We start from the raw sequence: 14,524 nt of genomic DNA, 5'->3' as shown, positions 1-14,524 counted from the left end.
TTCAACGTTCCTGCGTTCGATCATCGATGCGTAGGAGCGGTTGCGATACGTTCGGTCCGATCATAGCATCCGAAGACCAACATAGGGGGGATCAATGCTGTGTCGTTCAGTCGCATATTACTGCATGCTGTCGTCGTCGTGGCAGCGTTGATGCCCATGTCGATCTCGGCGGAACCGCTCGGCAGGATCACCGGCGTCGGTGGCATTTTCTTCAAAAGCAAAGACCCGAAAGGCCTCATGACATGGTACCGCGATGTCCTTGGGATCAAGGTTGAGGCGTGGGGTGGGGCATTGCTGCCGTATAACGCCCCAAAGCACCCACCCGCGTTGACCCTAAACGCGTTCAAGGAAGGATCCGACTATATGGAGCCCTCAAAGCGCGAGTTCATGCTGAACTTCGCCGTCGACGATCTTGCGGCGTTCCTCGATCAGCTGAAAACCAAGGGTGTTCCCATTCTTAGGCGCGACGACAACGATGCCAGCGGCAAGTTCGCGTGGATCGTTGATCCGGACGGGACGAAGATCGAATTGTGGGAACCGAAAGCCGAGCCTGGGTCAAGGTAGGCCCGGCCATTGGATCGTTGATTGAAACGTCCACAATTGGGCGCCTGCGGAAGGTCCGGTGTTGGTCGGTCGACGTGGAATAGCTGCCCTTCCCTGTCCTTAGATGCAACGACCCAGAACCAGACGCTCGACAGCCAAGTTGCGGTACCCAGAAGCGGTCGCTCGTTCAGCCAAGCTGCTATCGTCGGCCGTGGCTCTGCCTTGCGTTCTGCCAATGAACTGCACGGCCAGCCTTCTTCCTGGGGCCGCTGTCCTATGTGGTGATCACAATAGCCTGCTGCATGGCGCCTGAACGCCAGCTGGGCGGTAATGGCCTGTACCCGAGCGGACGCGCTCAGCATGAAGCTTTGCAAGTTCCAGATGAGCGCTTCGTGCGCAGGTGCTTTCGGCGAACCGAGCTCGATCGAGCTCCTGTTTCGTCCGCACTCGGTGATAGTCTCGATCCAACTGGAAGTCGTCAGCCTGCGAGATCAGCATCATATGCTCCTTCGTACAGACCCGCTGCATGCAGGCGAGCAAGGCTCGGGAGCACGACCTGCCCCCTACTGAAGACGACTAAACTTTCGCGGCGTAGGCGCTGAAGCACCCGGTTTACGTGAACCGAGGTCAGCCCCAGGACGTCGGCGAGTTGCTCCTGCGTCAGTGGGCAGGCGAACGTCCCGTCCTGAGCCATACCAACCTGACCCAGTCGGGCATGAAACTCTGTCATCAGATGGGCGAGGCGACCGAAGGCATCGCGGCGACCCAGGCTGACGAGCCGAGAGCGAAGGAGGCGGGCCTGTTCCTCCCGCACCGACTCCCAGCGATGCCGAAGCGAGGGTGAGTCCCGCCCGGTCACGATCTCTCTTCGCATCACCGCCATCTGGACACGTCCGCACGCACGGAACTCGTGGCCGATGCGGTCGGCTGACGTCGGCGGCTCGACGAACTCGCCAGGCAGCAGCAGGTCCGTGATCTGGCGGCTGCCGTCTGGCAGGACCTGAGCCCGGGATACCCAACCGTTGAGGATCAATCGGAGGTCGGGAGATGATCTTGAAGGAGCGTAAAGGTTGCTACCGTTCCCCAACACAACTTTCTCGACAACCGATCCGCGAAAGGCGCGGCGGTCGTCCTCACTCGCCGGACCAACAGTCGCGGTCCGAGCGAAGTAGACCTGGCACGCCTCTTCCGTCTCACTACGCTGAGCTGCGGAGAGACCTGTTGGTACCGGGCCGAGTCCGGGCCGTCGCTGTGCGGATTGCACCAAGGTCTGGGTCTGCATCACTTGTTCCGCCGCTTTTGAAGATGCGACGTTAGTGAGGCCGACTCATTCCAACCTGCATACGGACGATCCCTAGGTAGGCTTGCGCGGGCTCCGCCGCCCGCCAGCAGTTGGCGCGATGCCCGCGCTCAGTGCGATCTGCAGCAGCTCCGTCAGGTTGCTGGCGTTCAACCGATTCATCACCTGCGCGCGGTGCAGTTCTACCGTTCGCGGACTGATGCCGAGTTTTTGACCGATCGACTTGTTTGTCCCACCTTCGACGAGGCCGACCAACACTTCGCGTTCGCGCGGAGTGAGCCGCGCCACGCGAGCACCCGCATTCTCGTCGCGCGTGGTCGGCCGCACCGTGCCGACGCATTCCGCAACGGCGCTCGCGAGCTTGGGGCCAAGCGACGCCTCGTCGTTGAGGACGACATAGTCGATCGCACCAGCCTTCATCGCCGCGACGGCCGCGGTGACGTCGGCGCCGGGCGCGTCCAGAACGATCGTCGGCAACGTGACGGAGCGCGCCTTCAGTTCGCGTGGGACCGCGAGCCCCTCATTTCTTTCGCTGCGGAGATCGACTAGCACGCATCCCGGCGTAAGCACCGGTGCCATGTCGAGAAAGGTGTTGCTGCTGTCGAATGTCCGGGCGCGGTGGCCGAACCCGCGGACGAGCGAAGCCAACTTCCGTCCCTCTGCCGGCCTGGCACTGACGATGTAGACCTGCCGCACGTCCTCCTGGGTCAGATCTTCGGTGATCCCGCCGATCCGCGTCACCGCGGCATTCTCGTCGGGGATCGGGAAGCTCGTATCGCGGAGCCAGCGGACGGCGCCGTCAGCAGGCCGGACGATGCGGTATTCGAACTGAACGACCTCCCCGGATCGAACGCTGGCAAGGGCGTGAGCGACCTGCTGCCGGTCGTCGGGATGAACATCCTCTATCCACTCGGCGACTTCTATAGATCCCTCTTCGCAGGGCACGCCCCATATCCGCTCGAAGGCGGCGCTGCGGTAGATGATCTTCTCAGCCGCCGTATCGACGATCCAGATCAGGTTGCTGCTGTGTGCCGCGAAGCTGCGGAACTGCGCTTCGCTCGCGCGGACCGCCGCTTCGTTGCGGCGCTGCTCGGTGACGTCGATCGCGGCACCGATGAAGCCAGTCGCCTCGCCATTCGAGAAGGTCGTGCGACCCGATGTGGCGATGTGCCGCAGGACCCCGTCGTCGTGCCCGATCACCCGGTACTCGATATCGTACCGCCCGTCGCCGGACGGATCGACGCAGGCGTCGATGGCACTTCGGACTCGGGGCACGTCGTCGGGATGAATGCCACTCTCGTAGACGGTCATGTCGACGGCAGCATTGGGCGCCAATCCCCACATGGCCCGCAGGCGCTCGTCCCAATCGAGCGTTCCGGTGACAGGATCCCACGAATAGACGCCGAGGCCGACCAGCTCGCTCGCGGCGCGCAGGCGCGCCTCGCTGGTGCGCAGGGCCTCCTCGAACGCGCGCCGCTCGCTCGTATCGCGCGATACCCCGACGACCAGCTCGACAGCGCCGTCATCCGCCCTGACGGGCCCCCAAAGAAAAGCGAAGTAGGCGGCCCGGCCTGTCGGGCTGCGAAAGAACACTTCGTCCTCGACAGTGACCCCGTCCCGGAGGATCAGGTCAATGTGTCTGTTCAGCCGGTCCGCCAAGTCCGCAGGGTAGTTGAGGTCTGCGAAGGTCTTGCCCAGCATCTTGTCCGCCGACAGGCCGAATAAGGCCAGCATCGCTGAATTGGCGTAGACGAAGCGCCGCTGCGCATCGAAGGCGTAGACGAAGTCGGGGATCGACGAGAGCGTCGCTTCGAGGAAGCGCGATTGGCTGGCAAGCTCGGCCCCCGCCGCCTCGATCCGCTCGGTGGCCCGCTTGAGGTCGTCCACGTCCTGGACGACGACGATCGCCTCGTCGGCATCCTCGTCTTCGCGCCGAAAGGGAACGGCGCTGACGCGCATCCAGCGCTCGGCGCCGAGTTCTCCCTCGTAGAGGAAGTCGATCCCCGGCATTACCGACTCGCCGCGCAGTGCACGGGCACCAGGAAAGTCACTCGGTTGGATTGGCGCGCCATTGGCATCGAAGGCATGCCACCGCCGCGACGATGCCGGCGCCGCGGACGGAAGGCGGGTCAGGCCAACATAGTCGCGCATCCGCTGGTTTGAGTGGATAAGATTCCCGCTCCGGTCATAAACGCCGACACCGAGCGGCAGGTTCTCCAGCAACGAGGTCAGCAGCTGCTGCTGGTCGCGCAGCGCGCGCTCCGCCTGTTTCCGGTTCGAAATGTCGGTAGTGAAGGTGGCTGCACCGATCAGCTTGCCGCCGCCATCGCGCACCACGAAAGCCGACCAGCGCACATCGGTCTCCCGAGCAGGGTCGGTGAAATGGCGAAAGCACAGCTCGCCCTCCCAATGTCCGTCGCGCAGCATCGCTGGCAGTCCGACATTTTCGATGATCACGCGGTCCTTCGGAGTGAAGAAGTCCGGGATGGCGTAGTCGGTAATTTCTGCCTCGACGGACAGACCGACCATCGCGCGTCCGGCTGCGTTGAGAAAACACGGGCGCATTTTCGTGTCACAGATGCCGACGAACGTCGTCGCTTGTTCCACCACGGCCGCAGCGAGCGCGGCGAAAGCAGCTCCGTTGTGGTTCGACCCCACCGATGGTGGCGTGACGTCCGGCATCGTGCCGGCCCTCCCAATCAAATGCCGGCGCACCGGCAACGACAGAGACCCTCGGATAGTTCCGTAGGGATCGTCCGCATGCCGGCCAAGAAGAAGGGCTGCGAGGGAGGGGCCGCTAACTCGAGGAGCCCCACATGAAAGCTTTGGTCTGGCACGGCAAGGAAGACGTCCGGTACGATACGGTGTCCGATCCCGAGATCGAGCATCCCCGCGATGCCATCATCAAGGTGACGAGCTGCGCGATCTGCGGCTCAGACCTTCATCTGTTCCACAACCTCATCCCCGCGATGCTGCCGGGCGATATCCTCGGCCATGAGTCGATGGGCGAAGTCGTCGAGGTCGGCAGCGCCGCCAAGGGCAAGCTCAAAAAGGGCGACCGCGTGGTCATCCCCTTCACCATCGTCTGCGGCGAGTGCGACCAGTGCCGCCGCGGCAACTTCTCGGTCTGTCAGCAGACCAATCGCAAGGGGGAGCTGGGCGACAAGGCGTTCGGACACCGGACGGCCGGCCTGTTCGGCTATACCCATCTGACCGGCGGCTATCCGGGTGGGCAAGCCGAGTATCTGCGCGTCCCCTTTGCGGACACCACGCACGTCAAGGTGCCCGACGGAATCGACGACGAGAAGCTGCTGTTCCTGTCCGACATCCTGCCGACCGGCTGGCAGGCCGCCGTCCAGGCCGACATCCAGCCGGGCGACACCGCCGCGGTGTGGGGCTGCGGTCCGGTCGGCCAGATGACGATCCGCTCGGCCATCCTGCTCGGCGCCGAACAGGTGATCGCGATCGACCACCTTCCCGAGCGGCTGTCGATGGCGGCGGCTGCCGGCGCGATCACGATCAACTTCGAGAAGGAAAGCGTCGTCGAGCGGCTAAACGAGCTGACCGGCGGCAAAGGGCCGCACAAGTGCATCGATGCGGTCGGCGCCGAGAGCCACGTCTCCTCCGGTCAGCCAGACACGATCCTCGACCGCGCCAAACAGATGGTGATGATGGAGAATGATCGCCCGCACGTGCTGCGCGAGATGATCTATGTCTGCCGGCCCGCTGGCGTCATCTCGATCATCGGGGTCTATACCGGCCTGGTCGACAAGATCCCCATGGGCCAGGCGATGAACAAGGGCCTGACCTTCCGTATGGCGCAGGCGCATGTGCCGCGCTGGACGGGCGACCTGCTACGCATGATCGAGGACGGCAGGATCGATCCTTCCTTCGTGATCACCCACAAGGTCGACCTGTCGCAGGGGCCCGACATGTACCGCACCTTCCGCGACAAGGCGGACGGCTGCGTCAAGGTCATGCTCCGCCCCTGATCACTCCCCCGCAATCGAGGTGCTACCCATGCCACTCACCAACCTCACGCACATCGCTCGCTCCGAGGGCGATCCGACCATCGAGCGCAAGGGCCCAAGCTCGCTCACCGGTGCCGATCGGCTGGCGCGCGCGCTCGGCTGGTTTTCGATCGGGCTCGGCATCGCCGAGCTGGTCGCGCCCGGCCGGATCGCACGATCGCTCGGCCTCGAGGACAAGGAAGGCCTGATCCGGGCCTATGGCGCGCGCGAACTGGCGAGCGCCGTGCCGACCCTGTCGGTGGACAAGCCGATCGGCCTTGCCGCGCGGATCGGTGGCGACGCGCTCGATCTCGGCACGCTGGCGACCGCGCTGCGCCGCGACAATCCCAAGCGGCACAATGCGGCGATCGCAACGATGCTGGTCGCGGGCATTACCCTGCTCGACATCGCGGCCTACTCCGGCGTGAAGGCGGCGCACCGCCGCCCGCCCGGCAGCGACAAGGACTATTCCGACCGCAGCGGCCTGCCACGTGGAGCGCAGGTGTCACGTGGGTTGGCCCGCGAGGACTTCCAGATCCCGCCGGACTACCGGGCCGAAGGGACGGTCGCAGACGCGTTGCCCGCCCAGGTCGCGTGACGGCAGCCAGCCTCCGGCCCCCTAGCAGATGAGGTAATCCTATGGACGCTGATGCATCCGAGACAACGCTGGACGCGGCGGCCCGCGCTGCGGTCACGATCGGCAGGCCCGCCGAAGATCTGCGTGCCTTGTGGCTCCGACCGGATACCCAGTCACGCATCTGGGCGCATTTCGCGGAGGTGACGGCGTCGGACGCACGCTCGGCTGAATGGCTGGCCTACGGCCCCGCGGGCGGGGAGTATCGGTGGCAGACCAAGACGGACGACAGCCGGCCGGACGAGCTGCGCTGGTCAACGCTCGACGGCGCCGACGTGGCGAACGCGGGCTCCCTCACCTTCCTGCCCGCGCCCGGCGATCGCGGTACCGAGCTGCACCTGGACGTGCGCTTCGATCCACCGGCGCGCGCGCTCGGCAAGGCCGTTAGCAAGCTTTTCCACATCGTGCCGCGTGAGATCGTGCTGAAGGCGCTTTACCGTTTTCGCGCCCTGGCCCTCACCGGCGAGATCCCGACCACCGATCCCCAGCCGGCCGCCCGCAACGGCGGCACCGACAGTTAGGAGCAGGCCCGATGCGCGCACTCTGCTGGAACGGCGTGAACGACCTCCGCGTCGAGACGGTCGCCGACCCTGAGATCCTGAACCCCAAGGACGTGATCCTGAAGGTCCGGCTGTCGACCACCTGCGGGTCGGACCTGCACCTGATCGACGGCCTGATCCCGACCATGAAGGCCGGCGACGTGCTCGGTCACGAGTTCATGGGTGAGATCGTCGATGTCGGGCGTGAGGTGACCAATGTGAAGAAAGGCGACCGCGTCGTCGTTCCTTCCTTCATCTCCTGCGGCCAATGCTGGTACTGTCAGCACGACCTCTTCTCGCTGTGCGACACCACGCACCCCAAGCCGGAGTTGCAGGAGCCGCTGCTGGGCTATCCCACCGCCGGCATCTACGCCTACTCACACGCCTTCGGTGGCTATGCCGGCGCGCACGCCGAGTACGTCCGGGTGCCGTTCGCCGACACAGACTGCTTCGTCGTGCCCGACGGCGTGCCGGACGAGGCCGCGCTGTTCATCTCGGATGCCGCGCCGACCGGCTTCATGGGCGCGGACTTCTGCGACATCCAGCGCGGTGACGTGGTGGCGGTCTGGGGCTGCGGCGGCGTTGGCCTCATGGCGCAGCAAGGGGCGATGATCCTCGGCGCCGAACGCGTCATCGCGATCGACCGCTACCCCGAGCGGCTCGCCCAAGCCGCGGCGTTCGGCGCTACCACGCTCGACTACACGCAGGTCGACGTGGTCGAGGCGTTGAAGGAGCTGACCGGCGGGCGCGGCCCGGACGGGTGCATCGACGCGGTCGACATGGAGGCGGGCGGCACCGGGCTCCAGCACGCCTATGATCGCGTCAAGCAGGCGCTCTATCTGGAAACCGATCGCGGCGACGCGCTCCGCCAGGCCATGCTGGCGGTCCGCAAGGGCGGTATCCTCTCGATCCTCGGCGTCTACGGCGTGATGGACAAGTTCCCGCTCGGCCTGCTCATGAACAAGGGCGTCACCGTCCGTACGGCCCAGCAGCATGGCCAGGCCTATGTGCCGCGCCTGCTGGAATACGCGCAGCGCGGCGAGCTGACGCCCGCCGCGTTGGCGACCAACCGCTTCTCGCTCGAGGACAGCCCGACGGGCTACCGCATGTTCAAGCACAAGGAGGATGGCTGCGTGCGCGCGGTGTTCAAGCCATGACCCTCGAACAGATCGTCGGGGCGGCGCTGATGCTGCTCTTCCTCACCGACATCTTCCTCACCGTGCTCTACGCGCGGGCAGGCACCGGCCTTTTGGCACCGCGCTGGAACCGGCTCGTCTGGGCGGCCGTGAAGGCGGCAGCGGGGCTGTTCGGCAGGCGGCGCGGAACGGTCCTGTCCTTTGCCGGCCCGCTGATCGTCGTCCTGCTGATCGGCTTCTGGGCGTTGGGGCTGACAATGGGTGCGGCGCTCATCATCCAGCCCGAGCTTGGCACCGCGATCCATCCGTCCACCGGGAGTGCCTCGACAGATTTCGTGACCGCTCTCCTGCTCGCCGGCAACAGCCTCTCGATCGTCGGCGGCGGCGACTATGGCCCGCATAGCAGCGGCACGCGCATCCTGTTCCTGATCAACTCGCTGATCGGAGCGTCCGTGCTGTCTCTGGTGCTGAGCTATCTCGTCCAGGTCTACTCGGCGCTCCGCGAGCGCAATGCGCTGGCGCTGACGATCGATCTTATGACCAACGGCACCGGAGATGCGGCCGAGGCGCTTGCCCGGCTCATGCCGGGCGGTGACGACAGCGATGCCGCCGCCGAGCTCGGCAACCTCGTCCGCTCGCTCACCGCGACGAAGGAGGCGCATCATTTCTATCCTCTGCTGTTCTACTTCCGGTTCAAGGAGCCGCTTTATTCGGTGTCTCGGTTCGGGTTCATCTTGCTGGACTTAGTGAGCCTGATCGAGACCGGGCTAGATCGGAAGCGCTTTCGCTCACTGCTCGGCTCGGCGCCTGTCGCGTCGTTACGCCGGGGCACCATGTTGCTCCTGGAGACGCTCGACCGGCACTTTCCCACGGGCGGGAGCCGCTCCGGCCGTGCCGAGGACGCCTGGCGGTACAGCCAGAGCTACGCAGCCGCAGCGCGAACGCTCGCCGACGCGGGGATCGAGGCGGAGCCGGACGGCGTCGAGCAGTACGTCGCTGTCCGCTCCGAATGGGAGCCTATGATCCGCCGCGTTGCCCCAACCCTCGGCTACTCGATAAGCGACATCGCCAGGCGAAACGCCGAGCGGCCGCTATAAGTCGTTGATCCTGAGGAGGTGACGCACTCGCTTCGACGCACGAAAGCGTCGATCATCTACAAAGCGACAGGCAACCTTCGCGCGGTTCAGATCCTTCTCGGGCACGCCAAGATCGACAGTACGGTGCGCTACTTGGGCGTTGACGTTGAGGACGCTTTGAAACTGGCTGAACGCACTGAAGTCTGAGGAGACCCACATTCCGCCGTTCAGCAGCTTCAGTGGGGTGCCCAGCTTCGGACGCTCGTTAATGTGAGTTGGTCGAGGCTCCAGATGCTGCATCGAGGGCTGGGAGTGGCCCTTCCTGTGCCTCGACGTCGCGACTAGGAGCGTCCGGTTGCGCCGACACCGGACATCTGTGGACCAGCCTAATGTCGGCGCCCGGAAGGTCATCATCGCGGCAGGAATTGCCTGATCGCGTCGGCGATGTCCGTCGCATGCGTTTCCAGCGCGAAATGTCCAGTGTCGAGGAAGCGGACATCTGCATCCGGCAGATCGCGCCGGAAGGCTTCAGCTCCAGCCGGGAGGAAGAACGGATCGTTCCTGCCCCAGATCGCCAAGAAAGGTGGGCTGTGCTCGCGGAAGTACGCTTGGAATGCGGGGTAGAGCGCAACGTTGCTGGCATAGTCGCCGAACAGGTCGAGCTGGATTTCGTCAACTTCCGGCCGCGCTATATACCAGGCGTCCAGCGCGCTGCCATCCGGCGAGACTGCGCTGACGTCCGGCACGCCATGCTCGTATTGCCACCGGATCGACTTCGGCGTGAGAAGTTCTCGCAGCGTCTGGCGATTGGCGCCCGTCGGTTCGCGCCAATAGCGCTGGATCGGATTCCAGCCAGTGCTCAGCCCTTCCTCATACGCGTTGCCGTTCTGCGAAATGATAGCGGTGACCCGCTCGGGATGGGCCATCGCGAGCCGAAAGCCCGTCGGCGCGCCGTAATCGAAAACGTAAAGGGCATAGCGGTCGAGGCCGATTACCTCGGTGAAGCGCTCGACCACCTTGGAAAGTGCGTCGAAGCTGTATGTGAAGGTCGCCCGCGGCTTGATCTCGCTAAGACCGAAGCCTGGCAGATCGGGCGCGACAAGGTGGAAGCGGCCGGCCAGCAGCGGGATCAGATCGCGGAACATGTGACTCGACGACGGGAAGCCGTGCAGCAGCAGCAGTGTCGGCAGACCGGGGTCGCCCGCCTCGCGATAGAAGATGGCATGGCCGTCGACGTCGGCGGTGCGGTAGCGCATCTGGGTCATGACTTTTCCTTGTTTGGGAACACTGCCGCCCGGCGACCGGCCGGGCGGCATGTGCGGTGTCAGCCCTGGGCGGCCATCGATCGAGCGACGTCGGCAGCACTGATGCCTTCGAGCGCGAGGCCATAGCCGGTGCCCTCGTCGATCAGGCGGCGCAGCGGCTGGGTAATCGCCATGCGGGTGTAGCGACCGGTCAGCGGCGGCAGCGCGGCAATGCCGTCAGCGATCTCGTGCGCGCGGGCGAGCAGGCGATCGGCTGGCACGATCTCGTTGACCGCGCCATAGCTCTTTGCCGTTTCAGCATCGAGGACCTGACGCGTGAGCAGGAAGTAGCGGCCACGGATCGAGCCGATCACGTGCGGCCAGAGCAGGTGCACGCCGTCGCCCGGCACGATGCCGAACTCGAAGTGCGGCTTGTCCTGGAACACGGTTTCGGGGGTGGCGAGGATGATGTCGGTCAGCAGCGCATATTCGCTGTGGAGCAGCACCGGCCCGTTGAGCGCGGTGATCATCGGCACCTCGATGTCGAGAATGTTCGACAGCACCTTGCGGCCCTCACGCAGGATCTTGTCGTAGCCCTGGGGGCTGAAGAAGTCGAAGCCCTCGGGATCGATCGTATCCATGAACGCGTCGCCGGTGCCGGTCAGAATGACCGCGCGATTGTCGCGATCCTCGCCGATCTGGTGGAACAGCTCGACGAACTGCTCGTGCGTATGCCCGTTGAAGACGAGCTTTCCGCCACCCGTGTGCAGGGCGACTTCAAGCACGCCATTGTCCTTGCGGGTCAGGCGGGCGTTGGGGAAGGCGTCACGATATGTTTCGAACTTGGCCATGGTGCTGATCCCTTGTCCTAAGGCCGACCGGAAGCGGCGGCGTGGGGATTAGCTAGGCGCCTTGGCGCCGGAGCGGACGATGGCATGAGGCGATAAGGCTTATGCCGGAGCGGAATAGATGCCATCCAACGCCGCCTCGACGAAGCTGGCGAACGCGCGGGCCTTGGCACTGCTCATGCGGCCGGCGGGGAACACAGCCCAGAGGTCTATCGGCGGAAGCGACCAATCTTGTAAAACGCGCCTGACCCGGCCGCTGGCCAACTCTGGTCCGAACATCCAGTCCGACCCGATGGTCAGGCCCATGTCGGCGAGCACTGCCGCGCGCAATCCCTCAGCCGCGTTCACCCGCACCCGGCCGCGTACCGTGACCGACGCTACCGTTCCTTCGCGCGTAAACGACCATGCATCGGTCAGTTGGCTGTAGATGATCGTCTCATGGTCGGCGAGATCGGCGGGGCTCTGCGGCTCGCCGGCGCGCGCGAGATAGGCGGGCGTGGCGAAGACCGATCGCCCGCCCGTCGCCAGCCTGCGTGCGACGGCGGACGAGTCCGGCAGCGCACCCATGCGCAGGGACACGTCGATGCCCTCCGCAATCAAGTCGATCACGCGGTCGTCGAGGATGACGTCGATCTCAAGTTCGGGATGTTCTTCAAGAAATCGTGGTAGCAAGGGCAGGATGTACAGGCGTGCGAAGGTCGTCGCCGCTGAGACGCGCAGGCAGCCCGACAATCCCGCCCCCGCGCCACGCGCGGCCAGCTCCGCCTCGTCGGCCTCCTGGATGGCCGCCTTGGCCCGCTCGTAGAAGCGTATGCCCGCCTCGGTCGGCGTGAGGCGATGCGTGGAGCGCGTCAGCAGGCTGACCTGGAGGCGACCCTCGAGCTGCGCAATCGTCTTGGAGACGGCGGGCTGGCCGACGTTGAGCTGGCGGGCGGCGGCCGAGAAGGAGCCGGTCTCTACCACACGTACAAACGTCGCCATCGCCTGATACCGGTCCACGTCATTCCTCCTCGGAATGAGCGTTATCGCCCCGACCCGCCTGCCCTGTCGAGAGGGAAAGGGGCATCTGCTCCTCACACCATTCGAGGAGCCGCCCCCATGCTCGACGTCTACGCCTTCGCCACACCCAACAGCATCAAGGTGCCGATCGCGCTCGAAGAACTCGGGCTGGACTACGAATTGCACGGCGTGAACGTCCGCAAGGGCGAGCAGAAGGCGCCGAGCTTCGTCCTGTTGAACCCGAACGCCAAGGTACCGGTCCTGATCGACGGCGATCTGGTCCTGACCGAGTCCGCCGCGATCCTGGTCTATCTGGCCGAGAAGACCGGCCGCTTGCTGCCCCGCTCGGGCGAGGCTCGCGCCCGCGTGTTCGAGCAGCTCTTCTTCCATGCCTCGGGCCTGAGCGCCGCCTTCGGCCAGTCGGGTTTCTTCCAGCGCTTCGCGGCCGAGCCGCAGCCGATCGCGATCGAGCGCTTCCTGGGTGAAGCCAGGCGCACCGTGTCCATGCTCGATGGCGTGCTTGCCAAGCATCGCTTCGTCGCCGGGGCCGACTTCTCGATCGCCGACATCGCCCATTTTGGCTGGCTGTGGCGGCGCGAGTTCGCCGGCGTGAGCCTGGACGACGCACCCCATGTCGCTCGTTGGTACGCCGAGGTCGAGGCGCGCGCCGCCGTGCAACGCGCCATTGCGCGCGTAAACGCCCTCGTCCCCGCCGCCTGAAACCCTATTCAAGGAGAACACCCATGACCCTGCAAGCCAAACTCGACGCGTTCAAGGCCGACTTCGAGGCGGGCAAGCCGCCTTATAACGTGCCGCCTTCGGTGATCGAGACCATGCACCGGGCGACCGCCGAGCTTATAGAAAGCGGCGCTGCAACATGCGCGCTCAAGGCGGGAGACAAGGCGCCAGCCTTCAAGCTCAACGATCCGGGTGGCCAGCCCGTCTCGTCTGCCGACCTGCTCGCCAAAGGACCACTGGTCGTGAGCTTCTATCGCGGCGTCTGGTGCCCGTATTGCAACATGGAGTTGCAGGCGCTTCAGGCCGCACTTCCCGCGTTCAAGAAGCTTGGCGCCAGCCTGGTCGCGATCTCGCCGCAGACGGCGGTGAACAGCCGCAAGTCGGTGCGCCAGAACGAACTCGACTTCCCGATCCTGTCGGACACGCACAACGACGTCGCCGCCGCGTTCGGCCTACGCTTCGAACTGCCCGACTATCTGGTCGATCTCTACAAGGGCCTGAAGAACGACCTCCCGGCGTTCAACGGGGACCCGAGCTGGACGCTGCCAATGCCCGGCCGCTTCGTGATCGCACAGGACGGCACGATCCTCTACGGCGAGGTGAATCCCGACTATACGCGCCGCCCCGAGCCCGAAGGCATGCTGCCGGCGCTGCGTCGCGCCGCCACCGTCTCCGCCTGATCCTCTATGCCCCGGCCAGCAAAGCGGCCCGGGGGCGCCAGCCCAGGAGCTCACATGCCCCGCACCTTCCTCATCACCGGTGCCAGCAAGGGTATCGGTCTCGCGCTCGCGCGCCGCCTGACACAAAACGGGCATCAGGTCGTAGGGCTCTCACGGGGTGAGGCCCCGCATTTCCCCGGCACGCTCGCCCAAGTCGACCTCGCAGATGCGCCCGCCACCGACGCGGCGCTCGCCGACCTAACCGCCCGGTTCGCGTTCGATGGCGTCGTGAACAATGTCGGGCTGGTGCGGCCGCAGCGTCTCGGCGGGGTGGAAGTCGCCGCGCTGGAGGAGGTCATGCGCGTCAACCTTCACCCGGCGCTCCAGGCCGTTCAGGCGCTGCTGCCCGACATGACCGCGCGCGACTGGGGCCGCGTGGTCAACATCACCAGCCTGACCGTCCTCGGCGCGGTCGAGCGCACCGCCTACGCCGCCGCCAAGGCCGCGCTGGTCAGCTTCACCCGCAGCTGGGCGCTGGAGCTGGCGACCACCGGCATCACGGTCAATGCGGTGTCGCCAGGCCCGACCGAGACAGAGTTATTCCGTGCCAACAATGCATCCGGCAGTGAAGGTGAGCGCCGCTATCTGGCGGGCATACCGATGAGCCGCTTCGGTCAGCCCGACGAGATCGCCGCGGCGATCGCCTTTTTGCTGTCCGAAGACGCCGGCTTCATCACCGGCCAGACGCTCAACGTCGATGGCGGTGCCTCGATCGGCATGGCGGCGTTCTAGGCATCG

General features: G+C 65.4%; 14 protein-coding genes and 1 pseudogene. 10 read left to right on the top strand and 5 right to left on the bottom strand.

Annotation, left to right across the window (positions count from 1 at the left end):
• Nucleotides 1-99 precede the first annotated feature (99 nt).
• Nucleotides 100-564: a VOC family protein gene (locus OXR00_RS15810; protein WP_267389240.1), complete on the top strand. Its 465-nt coding sequence runs from the start codon at nt 100-102 to the stop codon at nt 562-564.
• A gap of 457 nt (nt 565-1,021) precedes the next feature.
• Here OXR00_RS15810 and OXR00_RS15805 read toward each other — a convergent pair whose 3' ends face one another.
• Nucleotides 1,022-1,576, bottom strand: a complete 555-nt coding sequence (locus tag OXR00_RS15805) for a Crp/Fnr family transcriptional regulator (protein WP_267389239.1) — start codon at nt 1,574-1,576, stop codon at nt 1,022-1,024.
• Between the two features lie 321 nt (nt 1,577-1,897).
• Nucleotides 1,898-4,525 carry a PAS domain S-box protein gene (locus OXR00_RS15800; RefSeq protein WP_267389238.1) on the bottom strand — a complete coding sequence of 876 codons (2,628 nt, stop codon included), beginning with the start codon at nt 4,523-4,525 and terminating at the stop codon, nt 1,898-1,900.
• Between the two features lie 134 nt (nt 4,526-4,659).
• Here OXR00_RS15800 and OXR00_RS15795 point away from each other — a divergent pair, with 134 nt between their 5' ends.
• The 6 genes and pseudogenes from OXR00_RS15795 to OXR00_RS15770 form a co-directional block, all read left to right on the top strand.
• Nucleotides 4,660-5,835 (top strand): zinc-dependent alcohol dehydrogenase, encoded by a 1,176-nt coding sequence (locus OXR00_RS15795; protein WP_267389237.1) that lies wholly within the window; start codon nt 4,660-4,662, stop codon nt 5,833-5,835.
• Between the two features lie 28 nt (nt 5,836-5,863).
• Nucleotides 5,864-6,451 carry a hypothetical protein gene (locus tag OXR00_RS15790; protein WP_267389236.1) on the top strand — a complete coding sequence of 196 codons (588 nt, stop codon included), beginning with the start codon at nt 5,864-5,866 and terminating at the stop codon, nt 6,449-6,451.
• A gap of 41 nt (nt 6,452-6,492) precedes the next feature.
• Nucleotides 6,493-7,008 (top strand): hypothetical protein, encoded by a 516-nt coding sequence (locus OXR00_RS15785; protein WP_267389235.1) that lies wholly within the window; start codon nt 6,493-6,495, stop codon nt 7,006-7,008.
• A gap of 11 nt (nt 7,009-7,019) precedes the next feature.
• Entirely contained in the window at nt 7,020-8,183 is a 1,164-nt protein-coding gene (locus tag OXR00_RS15780; protein WP_267389234.1) for a zinc-dependent alcohol dehydrogenase, read from the top strand.
• Nucleotides 8,180-9,259: an ion channel gene (locus OXR00_RS15775; RefSeq protein ID WP_267389233.1), complete on the top strand. Its 1,080-nt coding sequence runs from the start codon at nt 8,180-8,182 to the stop codon at nt 9,257-9,259. Before OXR00_RS15780 ends, OXR00_RS15775 begins: the two co-directional genes overlap by 4 nt.
• A gap of 21 nt (nt 9,260-9,280) precedes the next feature.
• Nucleotides 9,281-9,445 (top strand): annotated as a pseudogene (locus OXR00_RS15770) (tyrosine-type recombinase/integrase); the annotation flags it as partial.
• 203 nt (nt 9,446-9,648) lie between these two features.
• On the opposite strand, the gene OXR00_RS15765 reads toward OXR00_RS15770, so the two are convergent.
• The 3 genes from OXR00_RS15765 to OXR00_RS15755 all read right to left on the bottom strand — a co-directional run bounded on the left by OXR00_RS15765 (nt 9,649) and on the right by OXR00_RS15755 (nt 12,329).
• Nucleotides 9,649-10,503, bottom strand: a complete 855-nt coding sequence (locus OXR00_RS15765) for an alpha/beta hydrolase (RefSeq protein ID WP_267389232.1) — start codon at nt 10,501-10,503, stop codon at nt 9,649-9,651.
• Between the two features lie 59 nt (nt 10,504-10,562).
• The gene (locus OXR00_RS15760) at nt 10,563-11,333 is read right to left on the bottom strand and encodes an enoyl-CoA hydratase/isomerase family protein (protein WP_267389231.1); all 771 of its coding nucleotides are present in this window, start codon (nt 11,331-11,333) and stop codon (nt 10,563-10,565) included.
• 99 nt (nt 11,334-11,432) lie between these two features.
• Nucleotides 11,433-12,329, bottom strand: coding sequence for a LysR family transcriptional regulator (locus tag OXR00_RS15755; RefSeq protein WP_242154310.1), 897 nt, complete (start codon nt 12,327-12,329; stop codon nt 11,433-11,435).
• 99 nt (nt 12,330-12,428) lie between these two features.
• Between OXR00_RS15755 and OXR00_RS15750 the strand changes: the two genes are divergently transcribed.
• Genes OXR00_RS15750 through OXR00_RS15740 form a run of 3 tightly spaced genes read left to right on the top strand, consistent with a single transcriptional unit; the run spans nt 12,429 to nt 14,518 of the window.
• The gene (locus OXR00_RS15750; protein ID WP_267389229.1) at nt 12,429-13,049 is read left to right on the top strand and encodes a glutathione S-transferase N-terminal domain-containing protein; all 621 of its coding nucleotides are present in this window, start codon (nt 12,429-12,431) and stop codon (nt 13,047-13,049) included.
• Nucleotides 13,050-13,072: 23 nt separating this feature from the next.
• Complete coding sequence (locus OXR00_RS15745; RefSeq protein ID WP_267389228.1) at nt 13,073-13,747, top strand: peroxiredoxin-like family protein; 675 nt, start codon at nt 13,073-13,075, stop codon at nt 13,745-13,747.
• Between the two features lie 54 nt (nt 13,748-13,801).
• On the top strand, nt 13,802-14,518 hold the full coding sequence (locus OXR00_RS15740) for an SDR family oxidoreductase (protein WP_267389227.1): 717 nt from the start codon (nt 13,802-13,804) through the stop codon (nt 14,516-14,518).
• The last annotated feature ends 6 nt before the right edge of the window (nt 14,519-14,524 follow it).

The organism is Sphingomonas sp. GC_Shp_3 (assembly GCF_026540945.1).
In the GTDB taxonomy this organism is placed as follows: domain Bacteria; phylum Pseudomonadota; class Alphaproteobacteria; order Sphingomonadales; family Sphingomonadaceae; genus Sphingomonas.
The sequence above is the reverse complement of the archived record's forward strand: the minus strand, read 5'-3'. Positions and strand labels throughout refer to the sequence as shown.

Bases quoted from the DNA above. Each gene is read 5' to 3' on its own strand.
- OXR00_RS15765 (WP_267389232.1), bottom strand. From the start codon at position 10,503: ATGACCCAGATGCGCTACCGCACCGCCGACGTCGACGGCCATGCCATC.
- OXR00_RS15795 (WP_267389237.1), top strand. From the start codon at position 4,660: ATGAAAGCTTTGGTCTGGCACGGCAAGGAAGACGTCCGGTACGATACG.
- OXR00_RS15790 (WP_267389236.1), top strand. From the start codon at position 5,864: ATGCCACTCACCAACCTCACGCACATCGCTCGCTCCGAGGGCGATCCG.
- OXR00_RS15750 (WP_267389229.1), top strand. From the start codon at position 12,429: ATGCTCGACGTCTACGCCTTCGCCACACCCAACAGCATCAAGGTGCCG.
- OXR00_RS15800 (WP_267389238.1), bottom strand. From the start codon at position 4,525: ATGCCGGACGTCACGCCACCATCGGTGGGGTCGAACCACAACGGAGCT.
- OXR00_RS15780 (WP_267389234.1), top strand. From the start codon at position 7,020: ATGCGCGCACTCTGCTGGAACGGCGTGAACGACCTCCGCGTCGAGACG.
- OXR00_RS15740 (WP_267389227.1), top strand. From the start codon at position 13,802: ATGCCCCGCACCTTCCTCATCACCGGTGCCAGCAAGGGTATCGGTCTC.
- OXR00_RS15760 (WP_267389231.1), bottom strand. From the start codon at position 11,333: ATGGCCAAGTTCGAAACATATCGTGACGCCTTCCCCAACGCCCGCCTG.
- OXR00_RS15775 (WP_267389233.1), top strand. From the start codon at position 8,180: ATGACCCTCGAACAGATCGTCGGGGCGGCGCTGATGCTGCTCTTCCTC.
- OXR00_RS15785 (WP_267389235.1), top strand. From the start codon at position 6,493: ATGGACGCTGATGCATCCGAGACAACGCTGGACGCGGCGGCCCGCGCT.
- OXR00_RS15745 (WP_267389228.1), top strand. From the start codon at position 13,073: ATGACCCTGCAAGCCAAACTCGACGCGTTCAAGGCCGACTTCGAGGCG.